16 protein-coding genes are annotated in these 14972 nt (G+C 61.6%); 11 read left to right on the top strand and 5 right to left on the bottom strand.

Annotation, left to right across the window (positions count from 1 at the left end):
• Positions 1 to 143: 143 nt before the first annotated feature.
• Positions 144 to 782: a TetR/AcrR family transcriptional regulator gene (locus tag AC13C2_RS00520; protein ID WP_482885600.1), complete on the top strand. Its 639-nt coding sequence runs from the start codon at positions 144 to 146 to the stop codon at positions 780 to 782.
• Positions 783 to 800: 18 nt separating this feature from the next.
• Here the strand turns inward: AC13C2_RS00520 and AC13C2_RS00515 are convergent, their stop codons facing one another.
• The gene (locus AC13C2_RS00515) at positions 801 to 1562 is read right to left on the bottom strand and encodes an IclR family transcriptional regulator domain-containing protein (RefSeq protein WP_482885599.1); all 762 of its coding nucleotides are present in this window, start codon (positions 1560 to 1562) and stop codon (positions 801 to 803) included.
• Positions 1563 to 1667: 105 nt separating this feature from the next.
• Between AC13C2_RS00515 and AC13C2_RS00510 the strand changes: the two genes are divergently transcribed.
• The 4 genes from AC13C2_RS00510 to AC13C2_RS00495 all read left to right on the top strand — a co-directional run bounded on the left by AC13C2_RS00510 (position 1668) and on the right by AC13C2_RS00495 (position 5436).
• Complete coding sequence (locus AC13C2_RS00510) at positions 1668 to 2387, top strand: 3-oxoacid CoA-transferase subunit A (RefSeq protein ID WP_482885598.1); 720 nt, start codon at positions 1668 to 1670, stop codon at positions 2385 to 2387.
• Positions 2387 to 3079 carry a 3-oxoacid CoA-transferase subunit B gene (locus AC13C2_RS00505; RefSeq protein ID WP_482885597.1) on the top strand — a complete coding sequence of 231 codons (693 nt, stop codon included), beginning with the start codon at positions 2387 to 2389 and terminating at the stop codon, positions 3077 to 3079. Before AC13C2_RS00510 ends, AC13C2_RS00505 begins: the two co-directional genes overlap by 1 nt.
• A complete protein-coding gene (gene pcaF / locus AC13C2_RS00500) occupies positions 3079 to 4278 on the top strand; it encodes a 3-oxoadipyl-CoA thiolase (RefSeq protein WP_482885596.1) in 1200 nt (399 codons plus the stop codon). Before AC13C2_RS00505 ends, pcaF begins: the two co-directional genes overlap by 1 nt.
• Before the next feature lie 147 nt (positions 4279 to 4425).
• A complete protein-coding gene (locus AC13C2_RS00495; RefSeq protein ID WP_482885595.1) occupies positions 4426 to 5436 on the top strand; it encodes a ParB/RepB/Spo0J family partition protein in 1011 nt (336 codons plus the stop codon).
• Between the two features lie 148 nt (positions 5437 to 5584).
• On the opposite strand, the gene AC13C2_RS00490 is transcribed toward AC13C2_RS00495, so the two are convergent.
• From AC13C2_RS00490 to AC13C2_RS00480, 3 genes are read right to left on the bottom strand one after another with little or no spacing between them, the layout of a single operon-like run.
• The gene (locus tag AC13C2_RS00490) at positions 5585 to 6061 is read right to left on the bottom strand and encodes a DUF6915 family protein (protein WP_482885594.1); all 477 of its coding nucleotides are present in this window, start codon (positions 6059 to 6061) and stop codon (positions 5585 to 5587) included.
• 1 nt (position 6062) lies between these two features.
• Entirely contained in the window at positions 6063 to 6446 is a 384-nt protein-coding gene (locus AC13C2_RS00485) for a DUF6878 family protein (RefSeq protein ID WP_482885593.1), read from the bottom strand.
• A gap of 4 nt (positions 6447 to 6450) precedes the next feature.
• Positions 6451 to 7620: a hypothetical protein gene (locus AC13C2_RS00480; protein ID WP_482885592.1), complete on the bottom strand. Its 1170-nt coding sequence runs from the start codon at positions 7618 to 7620 to the stop codon at positions 6451 to 6453.
• Positions 7621 to 7787: 167 nt separating this feature from the next.
• Here AC13C2_RS00480 and AC13C2_RS00475 point away from each other — a divergent pair, with 167 nt between their 5' ends.
• From AC13C2_RS00475 to AC13C2_RS00460, 4 genes are all read left to right on the top strand, one after another.
• Positions 7788 to 8165: a hypothetical protein gene (locus AC13C2_RS00475; protein WP_482885591.1), complete on the top strand. Its 378-nt coding sequence runs from the start codon at positions 7788 to 7790 to the stop codon at positions 8163 to 8165.
• A gap of 677 nt (positions 8166 to 8842) precedes the next feature.
• Positions 8843 to 10438: a hypothetical protein gene (locus AC13C2_RS00470; RefSeq protein ID WP_482885590.1), complete on the top strand. Its 1596-nt coding sequence runs from the start codon at positions 8843 to 8845 to the stop codon at positions 10436 to 10438.
• On the top strand, positions 10320 to 11141 hold the full coding sequence (locus AC13C2_RS00465; protein WP_482885638.1) for a DUF7146 domain-containing protein: 822 nt from the start codon (positions 10320 to 10322) through the stop codon (positions 11139 to 11141). Before AC13C2_RS00470 ends, AC13C2_RS00465 begins: the two co-directional genes overlap by 119 nt.
• 298 nt (positions 11142 to 11439) lie before the next feature.
• Positions 11440 to 12351: a DUF2493 domain-containing protein gene (locus AC13C2_RS00460; protein WP_482885589.1), complete on the top strand. Its 912-nt coding sequence runs from the start codon at positions 11440 to 11442 to the stop codon at positions 12349 to 12351.
• On the opposite strand, the gene AC13C2_RS00455 is transcribed toward AC13C2_RS00460, so the two are convergent.
• Entirely contained in the window at positions 12348 to 12653 is a 306-nt protein-coding gene (locus AC13C2_RS00455) for a helix-turn-helix domain-containing protein (protein ID WP_482885588.1), read from the bottom strand. The two genes, AC13C2_RS00460 and AC13C2_RS00455, sit on opposite strands and share 4 nt — an antisense overlap.
• A 129-nt stretch (positions 12654 to 12782) precedes the next feature.
• Here AC13C2_RS00455 and AC13C2_RS00450 point away from each other — a divergent pair, with 129 nt between their 5' ends.
• Together AC13C2_RS00450 and AC13C2_RS00445 are read left to right on the top strand one after the other, a co-directional pair.
• Positions 12783 to 13946: an ATP-binding protein gene (locus AC13C2_RS00450; protein WP_482885587.1), complete on the top strand. Its 1164-nt coding sequence runs from the start codon at positions 12783 to 12785 to the stop codon at positions 13944 to 13946.
• 503 nt (positions 13947 to 14449) lie between these two features.
• On the top strand, positions 14450 to 14788 hold the full coding sequence (locus AC13C2_RS00445; protein ID WP_482885586.1) for a DUF736 domain-containing protein: 339 nt from the start codon (positions 14450 to 14452) through the stop codon (positions 14786 to 14788).
• The last annotated feature ends 184 nt before the right edge of the window (positions 14789 to 14972 follow it).

Here is a 14972-nt window from a genome sequence, read left to right as displayed (position 1 = left end):
TTCCATGTTTTGGATCAGAGGCTTGCCTGTCGAACGCGCGCCCTGCCCTGTCGGCCTCGCGAGACATGAGGCAGGTGCATTGATGAATTGTGATGGCGCTCAAAAGTGAATATGATTCGGACATGAGTATTGTGTGAGGAAACATGGCACCGAATGCCCAACCGACCGAAGGACGCGTCGCGCGCAGGCAGCGGCGCAACCGCACAGCCCTAATCGAGGCGGCGCGAGAGATCATGTCCGAAAAGGGCGTTGATTCCGCGACCATGCTCGAGATCGCCGAACGCGCAGATGTCGGGGCGGGCACGGTCTACAACTATTTCAAGTCGAAGGACGAACTTGCCATCGCGGTCCTCGAGGACCTGATGCACGATCTCGCATTGCGAATCGAGGAGATCACCGACACGTTCGAGGACCCTGCCCAAGTCTACGCCTTCGGTATCCGTACCGTGCTGGACACGGCGACGGAAGATTCCAGGTGGGCTCAGATGTTGCACCGCTCGGAAGTGATCGCGGACGCAATGTTTCGCAAAATGGGCCCGTTCGCGATCCGAGATCTAAGGCTGGCGTCTCAAGCTGGTCGGTTCGAAGTGTCGAACGCCGAACTAGTCTGGCGCATGACCACCCATGCACTTATTGGCGCGAGCCTCGGCATCACCAGCGGTACGATCCCGTCAGGGAGCAAGGAGCAGATTATCGCTCGGTTGATTTGCATGACCGGTATCGGGACAAACGCCGCGGTCGAGCTTGCCGCCAGGCCACGTCCCGAGCTGCCCCAGACGTAGGGCGAGTGCCAAGAAGCTTTACGTGAGAACACGTGCTATCCCCGCCTGAACTTTGAGAAGTGCCGGCAGGTATGTCTCGACCATCTCCTGTGCGTCCCGGTGCGTCGCGGCCATCCCGGTGTTCAATGCCGCCACCACGGCCCCTCGAACGTTCAGCACGGGTACGGCGATAGAACGCAACCCGATTTCCACCTCCTGATCGACGACGGCATAGCCCAGCTCTCGCGCCAGTTCGATCCGTTCCAGGATCTCGTCCGGGTCGGTCAGGCTATAGCTTGTACATGGGGACAGGTCCGAGGCTTCGACGATGCTGCGCGCCTTTTCGATTGGCTGTGCACCCAGCAGAATGCGCCCCATCGAGGTACAATGTGCCGGAAGGCGGGACCCTGGCATCAGCCCGATGGACATTACACGCCTTTGCGCGGCGCGGGCCAGGTAGACGATCTCTGTCCCGTCCAGGATTGCCACAGAACAGCTTTGACCGATCTGCTCGGTCAGTTGATCAAGCCATGGCTGAACGATCTCAGGAAGCTGCAGGGAGGCGATGGCTCCCATGCCGAGCCGGAGAGCTCGATGCGTCAACGTGAAGAATTTCCCGTCGTAATCGGCGTAGCCCTCTTTGTGGAGGGTCAGGAGGCAGCGTCGTGACGTAGCGCGGTCCAAACCGGTTTTTGCCGACACGTCACTGATCGAGAGTTTGGGTGTCTCCGCCCCGAAGCACTCGATCACCCGGAGCCCCTTTGCCAATGACGAGATCGTATCGGTGGATTTGTTCATCATGCGTACGAGAAATCATATGATACGAACAAATGTCAACATGCGCACAAAATGACTCGCGTTTGTTCTTAGATGCGCCTAGGCCATTCCCAACATTTGGAGGCTATCATGGACAAGACTATCTCTTCCGTGGCCGATGCGGTCACGGAGATCCCTGACGGGGCGACCGTCATGATCGGCGGTTTTGGTGGGTCCGGCGCGCCGATCGAACTGATCCACGCGCTGATCGACCGGTATCGCGTCACCGGCAGCCCGAAGAACATCACGGTGATCAACAACAACGCGGGCAATGGCTTCATCGGTATCGCCGCGATGATCAAGGCGGGTATGGTCCGGAAAATGATCTGCTCCTTCCCGCGCAGCTCGAACGCCGAAGCCTTCAACGAGAAGTTCCTCGCCGGCGAAATCGAGTTGGAACTGATCCCCCAAGGCACGCTCGCCGAACGCATCCGCGCCGCGGGCGCGGGAATCCCGGCGTTTTACACACCGACGTCGTTCGGCACCGAGCTGGCCGAGGGCAAGCCGACCGAAGAATTCGAAGGCAAGATGTATGTGCGCGAGCGCTGGCTGAAGGCCGATTTCGCGCTGATCAAGGGCCAGCAAGGCGACACGGTGGGCAACATGACCTACCGCATGGCAGGTCGAAACTTTAACCCGCTGATGGCCATGGCCGCCACGAAAACTATTGCGCAGGTGTCTGAGCTGGGTGAGCCGGGGTCGATCGACCCCCAGCAGGTCACCACCCCGGGCATCTTCGTCGACGCCATTGTCGAAGTGGCGGAACCTCAACAGGAAGAAGTGCTCGTGCGCACGGGAGTGGTCCACTGATGTCCGATTTTAACATAATGGAAGACAGGCTTTCCAACGCTCAAATCGCATGGCGCGCCGCCCAGGACATCGAGGACGGCTCCTATGTGAACCTCGGCATTGGCTTCCCGGAGATGATCGCCAAGTTCCAACCGGAAGGCCGCGACGTCACCTATCACACCGAGAACGGCGTTCTGGGTTTTGGCGAGGCCCCTGCCCCCGGCGAAGAGGACTGGGATCTGATCAACGCCGGCAAGAAAGCGATCACGCTGAAGCCCGGCGCATCGTTCTTCCATCATGCCGACAGTTTCTCCATGGTTCGTGGCGGTCATTTGGACCTCGCGGTGCTGGGTGCCTATCAGGTCGCGCAGAACGGCGACCTTGCCAACTGGCGCGTCGGCACCAAGGGCGTTCCCGCCGTCGGCGGCGCGATGGATCTGGTTCATGGCGCAAAACGTGTGGCGGTGGTCACCGACCACATCACCAAGGATGGCGGACCGAAACTGGTCGAGACCTGCACCTTCCCGCTCACCGGCGTGGCTTGTGTGACCCGTGTCTACACCTCTCTGGCGGTAATCGACATCGAAGGCGGCAAGTTCATCCTGCGGGAGAAACTTCCGGGGATTTCCATGGAAGCGCTGCAAGCGGTGACGGGCGCGACACTCCACACCGACGGCAACGTTCTCGATCTTATTGTCCCGGAGGACCTGTGATGACCGACGTTTATATCTGCGACTATATCCGCACCCCCGTGGGCCGTTACGGCGGCGCGCTATCTTCCGTGCGGGCCGACGATCTGGGCGCGATTCCCCTGAAAGCCTTGGCGGAACGCAACCCGTCGATGGACTTGACGGCGATTGACGACGTGATCTTCGGCTGCGCCAACCAGGCGGGCGAGGATAACCGCAACGTGGCACGCATGTCCTTGTTGCTGGCGGGCTACCCGGAGACCGTGCCAGGCACGACGATGAACCGGCTCTGCGGCTCTGGCATGGATGCTGTGATCACCGCGGCTCGCGCCATCAAAGCCGGGGAAGCCGATCTGATCATCGCCGGCGGCGTCGAGAGCATGTCGCGCGCGCCGTTCGTGATGCCGAAGCCAACCACTGCATTCTCCCGCGCCAATGAGGTGCATGACACCACGATTGGCTGGCGTTTCGTCAACAAATTGATGAAGGCCCAATACGGCGTGGATTCCATGCCGGAAACCGCCGAGAATGTTGCGGAAGATTTCAACATCTCCCGCGAGGATCAGGACCTCTTCGCTCTGCGGTCGCAGCAAAAGGCGGGCGCTGCGATGGCCAATGGCCGTCTCGCCAAAGAGATCACCCCGGTGGTGATCCCGCAGCGCAAAGGCGATCCGATTGTGATCGCTGAAGATGAACACCCGCGCCCGTCCACGACGCTGGAAGCCCTGCAAAAACTCAAAACCTTTGTCAAAGCGGATGGTTCCGTGACTGCGGGCAATGCCTCTGGCGTCAATGACGGAGCGGCAGCGCTCATTCTCGCCACCAAAGAGGCGGCCGAGAAATACGGTCTGACCCCGATTGCCAAAGTGTTGGGCGGGGCAACGTCCGGTGTTGCACCGCGGATCATGGGCTTTGGCCCAGCCCCGGCTTCGAAAAAGCTGATGGCGCGCCTGGGTCTTAACCAAAAAGACTTTGCCGTCATCGAACTCAACGAGGCCTTTGCGTCCCAAGGGCTTGCGACCCTTCGTGATCTCGGCATCGCCGATGACGACCCGCGCGTAAACCCGAACGGAGGGGCGATTGCAATCGGTCACCCACTCGGCATGTCCGGCGCCCGCATTACCGGAACCGCCATGCTGGACCTGAAACCCGGAGAAAAATCGCTCTCAACCATGTGTATCGGCGTCGGACAGGGGATAGCTATTGCTCTCGAGGCGGTCTGAGGATTGATAGTGATAGGGTAAGGATACTAAAGGGAATCCACCTGTAATGCGAAAATCACAAAGAGCCAGAGAAAGGGAAGCCCGGGTGCCGGGCTTGAAAGGATAGAGAGAGTCTCATCCGGGTCCGGCGCGACAAGGATCCTGACTATGGCCAAGACCGCTACTCGACCGAAACCCTCCATCTCAAAGAAAGCCAAGGCCGCCGGATCGGCAACGCCTGCCGCTGCCGCCGACAACCGTCTGATCCCGCTCGACCAGCTGGAGCCCAGCCCGCTCAACGTTCGCAAGGTGGCGGCGAGCGCCAGCGACGACGCCGAGCTTCTCGCAAGCATTCGCGAAACTGGCATCAAGCAGAACCTGGTGGTTCACGCGTTGTCAAACACGCGCTTCGCCGTCGATGCCGGCGGTCGTCGCCTAAAGGCGTTGAAGCAGCTCGCCGAGGACGGTGCCATTCGCGCAGATCATCCGGTGCCCTGCCTCGTCGAAGACGAGCGCAATGCCATCCTCACCTCCGCCACGGAGAACCTCCAGCGCGCGGCGATGCATCCGGCCGACCAGTTCGAGGCCTTCGACAAGATGATTGCCGAGGGTCGCAGCGAAGACGAGATCGCGCTGAAGTTCGGCGTCTCCATCGACTTGGTGCGGCGGCGTCTCAAACTCGCCCGCGTTGCGCCCGAAATCATCGAACAGTTTCGTGCTGGCGATCTGACCGTTGAATGCGTTATGGCCTTCACGCTGACCGACGATCACGATCGTCAACTGGCGGTCTGGAACGCGGTGAAGGGCGGCTATCACATCCATCCGCAGAGCATCAAACGCCAGTTGACCGAGACCGCGCATTCGGCCAACTCGGCCCTTGGGCGCTTTGTCGGCATCGAGGCCTATGAGGCCGCGGGCGGCGTTCTGCTCCGCGATCTCTTCGATGATCGTGCCAGCGCCCATATGGAAAAAGGACGGACTTGCGTTCGGCGCGCTCGCGCAGCTGGTCCATTGAAAGGTCGCTCTGATCCGAAACATCGGCAAGATCGCGCAGGAACGCCTCGGGGCTTTCGAACTGATGGCTGTCACCCAGCCGATAGCATCGATGCCAGCAGATCAATGTGCCGAGGTTGGACCACTCCCGTGGGCTTTCAGCATCCGGGTCATGGTAGATCTTGATGGTATGACCTTGGTAGGCCTCCTCAAAGACGGGGTCGTGCATGTCGATGTCCTTTCTTGAAACGAAATCGACCCGCCAGGCCGATTAAGGCGCAGTCGGGTCGATTGCGACGTGGTCAGGTGGTTGGTGAGTTTGCCGCCCGGCGGATCAGGCGGCGGCGCGGTTCTGGCGATGCTGAACGTGCTCGACCGAGACCTTGAGAAGCCAATCCTCAAACCCGAGAATGGTCTGGTGATTGGCCACCGCCTCGATCCAGGCCGCGCGTGGATCGCTGCCGATCTGCGTCAGCTCGTTGTCTATCCGGCCATTGGCCATCCACGGCTCCGGCTGAATGCGGGCGAGCCAGTCCGCCAACGACGGGATGCGCCCCTGGCAGTCTTCGCGCACATGCTGTTCGCCGATCCAGCGGATCGGTACGACCCGGCCCGCACTGTTGGTCAGGCTGCGCCCGAACAGCCGCTCGGCTTCGAAAATCCCAAGCGTGTGATGCCGATGTGCTCGGTGGGTGAAAATCGCGAGGTGCTCTTTGGATGAGTCGAACCAGTCATGCACGAACTGATAGTCATCTGGAACGCCGCCGAATTTTTGGGCCGAGCTTTCGGCGTGGTGGAGGGGATGTGCCATGTCAGAGCCCCTCGTGTTCGGTAGTCTCAGACGCGATATAGCGGTTCGAGTGGCTGACATCGATCTTGTCCGCCTCGAGCGCCCAGGTCAGTTCGCCATAGCCACCTTCGTTGTTCTCAAAACCGGGACTCAGCGCATAGGCAAAATCCCATCCGAAATCTTCGACCCGGCGCCGCAACTCCTCGGTCAGGGTGATCGTGTCGGGCGTCACGACGATATCCTCGACATTACCGGAATCGCCGTAGCCTTCGTATTGCACCTCGATGCTCGTCACGCCGAGCGCACGCAGCTCGGCGAGGAGGGCCGCGCGGGTTTCGACCCGTTGCTCGGCTGCACGTCTCTGCGATTCGAGCATCTGCGCATAGAAATCAGTCGCTTGTGTCATGTCTTCAGTCCTTTGGAATTGTGGGAAGGGGAGGGCGACCGTTACGCGAGGCCGCCCCGGAGTTTTCTTTTTGGGCGGCTTCAAGCCGCCGCGTCGCCGCTCTTCTCAGCCGTCCGATCGACCAGGTTGAAATTGAGGTTCTCGGTCGCGCGTTTGAACCCCGGCGGTTTGCGCGGGGCGAGGCAGCGAACCGAGGCGCTGCAGCTCTCATCGCGGCCGCGATATCGCCCTTGCGCTCGCGATTGCGATCCTCGGCGTAGTCCTCGCCGATCAGCTTGCGCGCCGTTGCCACCGCGTGGCCCTTGTTGACCCGACCCCAGTAGTTTTGCGCGGTCGGGCGCCAGCAGGCCGCCACATCGACGTCGAGCCGCGCGCCAATCTCCTCGATGATCGGGGAGGGACGATTGTCGGTGGAGAGCTGCGGTTTGACCGCGAGACCCGTCGCCCAGGCGAAAAGCGGCTGCTTGTCGGCAAGAGGCAGCGCCGACATCGCCCGGAAGTCCTCTGGTTTCTCCAGGGTCATCCAGTCGGTGGCGAGGTCCTGTTCCAGCGCCTCGAGCATCTTCTGGGCAACAGTGCCCTCATGAAGCACCTCGCGGTTTTGCGTCTGGAAGGGCCGGATAGAGATATCGAGCGCCTCATTGTTGTAGGACCGCCCGAGGGCCTGTTCGCAAAGCGCGTAGAGCATCGCATCGAACGCCACCTCAAAATCCGCCGCCAGATGCGCCCGCAGGATGTGCTGGCGTGTCGCGCGAAGATCATCCGCGAGGCTCGCCGAAATTCCATCCGCCTTGCGCAAAGTCGCCGCCGGGTCGGAGGTCGGTACAGGCGATGACGAGGTCGGCGGCGTTACGTGTGGGCGGGCAGGGCAGGGGGCTCCATCCGCATCTGCAGTGGTCTCTTCGGGTTCCGGCGCCGCGGGAATATCCTCGGGGCGGACCAGGCCCTTCTCGACCCGAATCGCCCCATCGTGACCGATGGTCAGCACAACTCCCGCGATTGCGCGATCCTCATCGGCAAAGGGCTGCCGTTCGCGCTGCAGGGCCTCGATCTCGCGCAGGCGCGGCTCGATGGTGTAGTATTCTTCCGTCTCTGCATCGGTCCAATCCTCACCGTCATTCTGCGCCGCCAGTTCTTCTTCCCGCGCGATGAAACGCTCTTCTTCAGCCAGCAAGTCCGGATCAGGTTCAATATCCTGCGGATAGACCCGCCCGAAACTGCGAAACGCGCCGTAGTCCACCGAAAGATGCACCTCGACCCATTTCCACTGCGCCTCGAAAGGTTTGGCCGCAGTCTGCAGCTTCTCGATGGCGAGGCGCTCCAGGAGCTCGGGGTTTACCCGTGTTTCTCTATGATCATTCCGGGCTCGCCATGAACACCATCGGATTCCACTGCCCGTGGGACTCCGGCCAGGTCGGCTTCGTCTACGCGACCAGAGAAGCAGTCCGGAAAGAGTTCGGTGTGAAACGTGTCACCAAGGCGCTGCGTGAAAAGGCTGAAGACATCCTGCGCGGCGAAATCGTCACCTACGATGCCTATCTCGGCGGACGGGTTTACGGCTATGTCATCGAGCGGGATGGCGAGGAAGTAGACGCCTGCTGGGGGTTCGTCGGCGACTATGAGACGGGTTGTTTGCCCAAGGCGCGGGAGGCGGTGCCCACACCGTCGCCGGGTCAAACACGTCAGTCCGCTGCCGCTCAGGCGCAGGCTCACCCTTAGGAACCGGCACAGGTGGCATACGCTCCTTTTCTTGCGGCAATCCCAATCGGCCTCGCATTGCTGCAATGCAGAAATATCATGACCCGGCTATTGTGCGGTCGCAGCATGACCACTATGTTTCGAATGTGATCGGTTCTCTCCTCCTCCCTGAGCCGATCTAAGCTAAACGGCGGCATCCACCTCCTCCCGGATGCCGCCTTTTTCTTTTTCAGAGCTCTTCCTGAAATTTGTAGGTGGGTAGTCGGCCGCTGCTTGGTCGAAGGGGCGCACCCTTATCGGATGCGCAAGCCGCAAACCGCCCAAATCGTAGGCGAGCTGGTAATACGTCAAGCTGACAAGGGCTACCGCGACAGCGCCCACAGACCCATCCCCAGATTCTGGGGACAAGTTTCCGCTGCAGGGCGGAGATCAGCACTCCCATGAAAGAGCGAGAGGCAGGGCAGGAGGGGTGACCCCTCCCGGGCGAGAGAGTGCGCGCGGGGCTTGGGGCCAACCCTCAACCCCGGAGATTGCCGATGAACGCTCACCCCCATTCCGCCCCGCTTGCGCCCGAGCCCGAGGCCCCTGCCCGCCCGGAAGCCTCGCGCTTCGCCCACAACCTGATCCAGGCTGCAAGAACCCTCGTCCCGCAGTTCGAGGCTGGCCGACCCATCGACGCCGCCGGACTTCGCGCGGCGATGGAGGATGCTTCCGGCGCCGGCGACACCAGCGGTGCCTGGGTCTGGAAGGACGCCTACGAAGCGGCAGAAGTCGCGCAGATCCTGATGCTTTCGCGCTACGGCGCATTGATGCAGCGCCAGGCCGCCTCACTGCAGGCCTTCCTCACCATGATCGAGCGCCTCGCCGGGCTGGCACCGTCCCACACGCGGCGCTCTGAAGACAGTGTCCGACTGCAACAATTTTCGACCCCTCTACCGCTTGCGGCCATCGTCGCGCAGGCGGCGGGGTTTCGGGAAGACGACCTGGTGCTCGAGCCCTCGGCCGGCACCGGCATGCTGGCGATCTTCGCCCGGATCGCAGGCGCGCGCCTGGCGCTGAACGAGCTCGCTGAGACCCGCCGCGCCCTGCTGGGACATCTGTTCCCCGATGCCGTTGTCTCAGACCACGATGCCGCATCGATCGACGACCGTCTGGATCGGTCAATCACGCCCACGGTCATCGTGATGAACCCGCCGTTTTCGGCTGCGAACCATGTCGAGGGCAAGTTCCGGCAGGCCACCAGCCAGCACGTTCTGTCCGCCCTGGCACGCCTTTCGCCGGGCGGGCGTCTTGTCGTCATCACTGGCGAGAGCTTCCGACCCTCGACGAAATCCTTCCAGTCGACGTTTCAGCGGATCAACCAGAGCGCCAAGGTGGTGTTTTCTGCCGCCATCGATGGCAAGGTCTTTGCGCGACATGGCACCACGATCGACACGCGGCTGACCGTGATCGACAAGCGCACGGTCGGCGAACAAGAAACGGCAGCGGACGAAATCGAGGCCGCCTATCATCCTATCTGCGCAACAACGGCCGATCTCCTCGCGTCAGTTCTGACTAACTGCCCGGAGCGACGCAGCCCCCCGCCCTGCCCCACCCCGTCTGCCCTGTCGGTCCCGTCTCAGCCGACCCGCACCAACCTCCACGCCCTGCGCAACGCCGCCCGCAAGGAAACCCGTGCGCTCGCCGAGGAACGCGCCAAACATCCCTTTGACGATATCGAAACGGCCCCGCTCGACTACCTGCCGAAAGCCTGGAGCGAACCCGACGGGGCGCTCCAGGACACGGTCTACGAGGCCTACGACCTGCAGGCGATCCGGATCGACGGCGCAGCGGCGCATCCGACCGCGCTAGTGCAATCCGCCGCCATGGGATCAGTGCCGCCACCCGTGCCGACCTGGCGTGTGTCCTTGCCGATCATCCAGTTGGCGCAAGCGGCGCGGATGCCGCCGCATGAGCGCGCGGCGCAGCATCGCAGACCTCTCGGCCGATCTGGCAGACCGGGCCGAGAGTTTCTGCCGCCACTATTTTCCCGAGGGGCACAAGCAGGGCAATTATTGGCAGGTCGGCGACACCTCTGGCGCAAAGGGCCAGAGTCTCGCGATCCGACTGCAGGCGGAAGGCGGGCGCAAGGCCGGGTCCTGGACCGATTACGCGACAGGGCAGTATGGCGATTTGATCGACCTGCTGCACGAACGGCTCGGATCGGTCACGCTCAAGGAGACGCTGAGGGAGGTCCGGTCGTTCCTCGGCGAGGCCCCCTGCCCTGCCACCCTGCATGCTACGCGAAACCCTGAGCCCCCGAATGCAGCTTCCGGGAAACGCATCGCGCGGGCGCGGAGACTTTTCGCCGCTGGCAAGCCGGTGCTCGGCACCCTGGCCGCCACCTATCTTCAGGGGCGCGGGATCACACGGCTTGGACCCGCCCTCCGTTATCACCCACGGGTCTTCCTGCGGCACGGCACGGACGACGCCGATCCGCCGCAAAGGGCCCCTGCCCTGCTCGCAAAGATCACCGACAAACGGGGCCAGATCACCGGATGCGCGCGGGTCTATCTCGACCCGTCTACCGACGGGTTGGCCACGATCGAGAGTCCCAAACGGATCCTTGGGCAGCTGCACGGCCATGCCATCCGCTTCTGGGCCGGCGCGGGTCGCTCGGATCTCATCGTCGGCGAAGGGCTCGAGAATACCCTCTCGGTCGGCACGGCTCTCCCGGAGTTCGACCTCGCGTCCTGTCTCACGGCAACCCATCTCGGCCTCTTCATCCCGCCACCGGGCGTCAAGCGTATCTGGATTGCGCGGGATAACGATGACGCTGGACGCAATGCATCAAGGAGATTACGTAACAAGCTGAAATCGCTTGGAATTGCCTGTGGTGAGCTCGTGCCGGCCATGGGCGATTTCAACGACGATCTGCATGCATTTGGCAGAGATGCGCTGCGCCGGTCGTTGCTTGAGGCCATGAAAGCACAAGGTCTGGAGATCGAGGGCGGGTGAGCGCCAGCCCCCTAAGTGACGCCCGACAGGGCAAAGGTTCCGCGAGTTCGATCTGATCCCGTTTGGATAAGGGGAGCGATGGACCGGCGGGTCGGGGCTGAGTGCCCCTCGCCCGGGCAGCAATGCGCCCCGAACCAGAAAATTCCCCTGCCCCTTCGGGCCATTCCTCGCGGGAACAATTTTCCGGCCCTGGGCGCATTCTCCGCTTTGCTCCGATCCTGACGGATGCGGCCCGATCGCCGCCGGTCCTGTTATCGCCCCATCCAAATCGGGTCAGATCAATCAGAGGAACCAGACAATGCCCCATCAGACAGACACCTTCGAGGAGACCGGCGTGACCTCCGCCATCCTCGACCACCTCGCATTGCACGGCGCAACACCGGGACCCGGTGAGAGCGATCATCGCCCCCTGCCCCAGCCCGACGAGGTCGAGCTCGCCATGGCGACGCTTTTCGACACCACCATCGGCCTCCTCACCGGCAGCCAGTTGGAGGACAATCTCGAAGAGATGCTTTGGTCCCTCACCTCGATCTTCCATCGCCGGCTTGCCCATATCCAGAAACTTCTCGACGACAACGAATTCGAGGTCCGGGAAAGTCTGGCGGTCCAGGACGGCTCCGAGGTCGCCTCGGTCGAGCTGGAGCGCCTCCAGATGATCGGGCTTAAACTCTGGGACCATCGCGACGCCTTCGAGCAGATGCGCGACCTGGCCGTGGACCACTTCTCGGCCGCCACCGGTTCACCCTGGCTGCCCCGCACCGGATCAAAGGTCTCCCATCGCGGTCTCACCTCCGCCGTGGTGGACAGCCGGGCCTATCTCTCGGCCAAGCGCCGCAAGGAGACCGAGGTACACTGCCCCGAAGGCACGCGGATCGCTTTCTCGGGCGGGGATTATCACGCCTACGATCTGATCTGGTCCGTCCTCGATGCCACCCATGCGAAATATCCCGACATGGTGCTGCTGCACGGCGGTACGCCCAAAGGTGCAGAAATGATCGCGGCCCGTTGGGCAGATACCCGTGGGGTCACCCAGGTGGTCTTCAAACCCGACTGGAAGAGCCACGGCAAGGCCGCCCCCTTCAAGCGCAACGACAAGATGCTCGAGACCATGCCCCAAGGGCTGATCGCAACCCCCGGTTCGGGCATCACCGAGAACATCGTCGACAAGGCCCGCAAGCTCGGCATTCGTATCAAGAGGATCGGGGCTTAGGCCCCGGTTCTCGCGCCGCGCAAGAGATCCTGCACGACAGAAGGCTTCTTTGCGATCAGTGCCAACAGAACCTGTGCCGGGCCTGTCGGTTGCCGACGCCCGTGTTCCCAGTTCAGGAGCGTGCCTTTCGCGACGCCAATGCTCTTTGCAAACTCTGCCTGGGACAGGCCAGTCCGTTGCCGGACTTGGGCGACATCGACCTCAGCAACGGAAACTTCATGCACCTTCGCGCTTGCCAAGTCGCTATTCGCGAAGGCGAGAGCCTCTTCCAGGCCCTTGGATACAGATTTGAATGCACTCATTTTGCGTCAATGCTCCTTGGCCACGGCTGTTTTGCCGCGGTAGTAAGATACTTCGGCTTGAGCAACTAGCTATAGCCGCAGGTAAGATTAACCTTGCAAATCTTCCGTGGCGTGGAGTAATTGCAAGGTATGTACAAACGCAAGACCCAAAAATTCGTGCAGTCTTCCTTGGAGAGCCAAGCGGCTGTGGTCCTGCTCGGCCCCCGACAGGTCGGAAAGACAACACTTGCACTCGACATCGCATCAGAGCGCCCATCCGTCTATCTCGACCTTGAGCGTGAGGCGGACAGGCAAATCCTGACTGAACCAGATCTCTATCTGGACGAACAGGCGGGCAAACTCGTCATCCTCGACGAGGTGCAGCAGATGCCTGACCTCTTCAAGACCTTGCGCGGCCAGATCGATCAGCGTCGGCGGGCCGGATTTCGGACGGGGCAGTTCCTGCTCTTGGGATCGGCTTCCAATATCCTCTTGCACCAAACAGCGGAATCCCTCGCCGGTCGTGTTCGATATGTTGAAATGCCTCCCTTGCAGCCTGACGAGGTGGGGGCGGATCAATTGAACTTGCTCTGGCTGCGCGGCGGCTTTCCCGACAGCTTTCAGGCCGCGAGCGATCGGGCAAGTATGGACTGGCGTCTGGATTTCCTGCGCACCTATCTGGAGCGAGACATCCCTGCCCTTGGGCCTCGGATTCCGGCAGCGACCTTGCGGCGGTTCTGGACGATGCTTGCGCATGTCCAGGGCGGCCTTCTGAACGCCGCTGCCCTTGCCGAGGGATTGGGCGTGTCCGGCCAGACCGTTGGGCGCTACCTCGATCTGCTCGTCGATCTCATGCTGGTGAGACGCCTGCAGCCCTGGCACGAGAATGTCGGCAAGCGTCTGGTGAAATCGCCAAAGGTCTATGTGAGAGACAGCGGGATCGTGCATGCGCTGTTGGGCATCGGCACGACAGAGGGCTTGCTCGGGCATCCGGTCGTCGGTGGCAGTTGGGAGGGGTTCTGTATCGAGGCGCTTCTTGCTGCCGCCCCTTTAGGCACCGAACCTTTCTTCTATCGCACTTCGGCCGGTGCTGAACTCGACTTGGTTTTGCGTTTGCCAAGCGGTGACATCTGGGCTGTTGAGATCAAACGAACGACTGCACCAAAGGTTTCGAGAGGATTTCACACAGGGGCCGAGGACATTGGAGCCAACCGAAAGCTCCTGGTCTATGCCGGTGAGCATGAGGTCCCCGTCGCGAAGGACATTCGAGCGTTACCACTGGCATATGCAATCGAGTTGTTGAGCGCGCTATGACCTCGTTTTGATCTCTGGCTCAGGACACGTCCATTGGTCTGAGGATAACAGCGACACGCGAAGCATCTCAGAGCCAGGTCTGGCCATGTGTTGGGCACCAGAGCGGATGAGTGCCTGGCAACTCGATGGTATCTGGACGCCTGCATCTCCGAATGCGGACGCAAACGCTCCTTTGATGCCACGGAAGGATGGGCGAACGCCCTGCCGTTGCCATCGATTTGTGATCTGACGGCTTTGTGCGGCATCTCCCTCGGCTGCTCACCCAGTTTCTTTCGTGGCCAGGGCACTTCTCCCGATGTCTGAGTTGCATGACATGCTGGTCGCAGCTGTCGTCCCGTCCACAAAGGTTGTCGCCGATCTTTTTCCCCTGACCCCGCGGGTCATTCCTCGCGGACCAAAAAGACCGGCGCCCGCCCCTCTCCGCTGCGCTTCGCCTTCGGTGTGGCCGGGCCTTTGCCAGCTGCAAGGTGACCATCATTGCAACGCAAACAAGGAGAAGAGCAATGACCACGAACTGCATCAAATTCACCAGCGCCGACATCGAAACTGCCAAGGGCACAGGCTCCATCTCGACCCTTACCTTCGACCTCGACATCACGGTTGAGCCCGTCGCGAGCTCGAACCCCATGGCCCCCACGCACCGCGTCCTCGGCCGCTCCCCGCGCGGCAAGCTGGTCGAGTGCGGCGGCATCTGGAAGAAGCAGAACAAGGAGACCGGCGCCGACTACTACACGCTGACCATCCGCGACCACGGCTTCAACGCCAACCTCGGCAAGGCCGCGAACCAGGACGATCTGTCCCTGCAGGCCGTCATCCCCTGGGGCCCGAAAGACGCCGCGTGACGGCTAAGGCCGGTCGGTTCTCCACCGACCGGCCCATCAAGACTCCAATCTTGAACGCGTTCAAGATTGGAGTTTTAGGGGTCGTGGAGCTTCTAAATAAGCGCCTGAAACTCATAGGCGCGTGGTATCTTTATCTTTCCTCCAAAACCGTGCTACCATAGAAGCAGAATCGAGTCGAACTCGG

This window comes from Jannaschia sp. L-14R, assembly GCF_056857695.1.
This window is presented reverse-complemented; position numbering and strand designations above follow the sequence as displayed.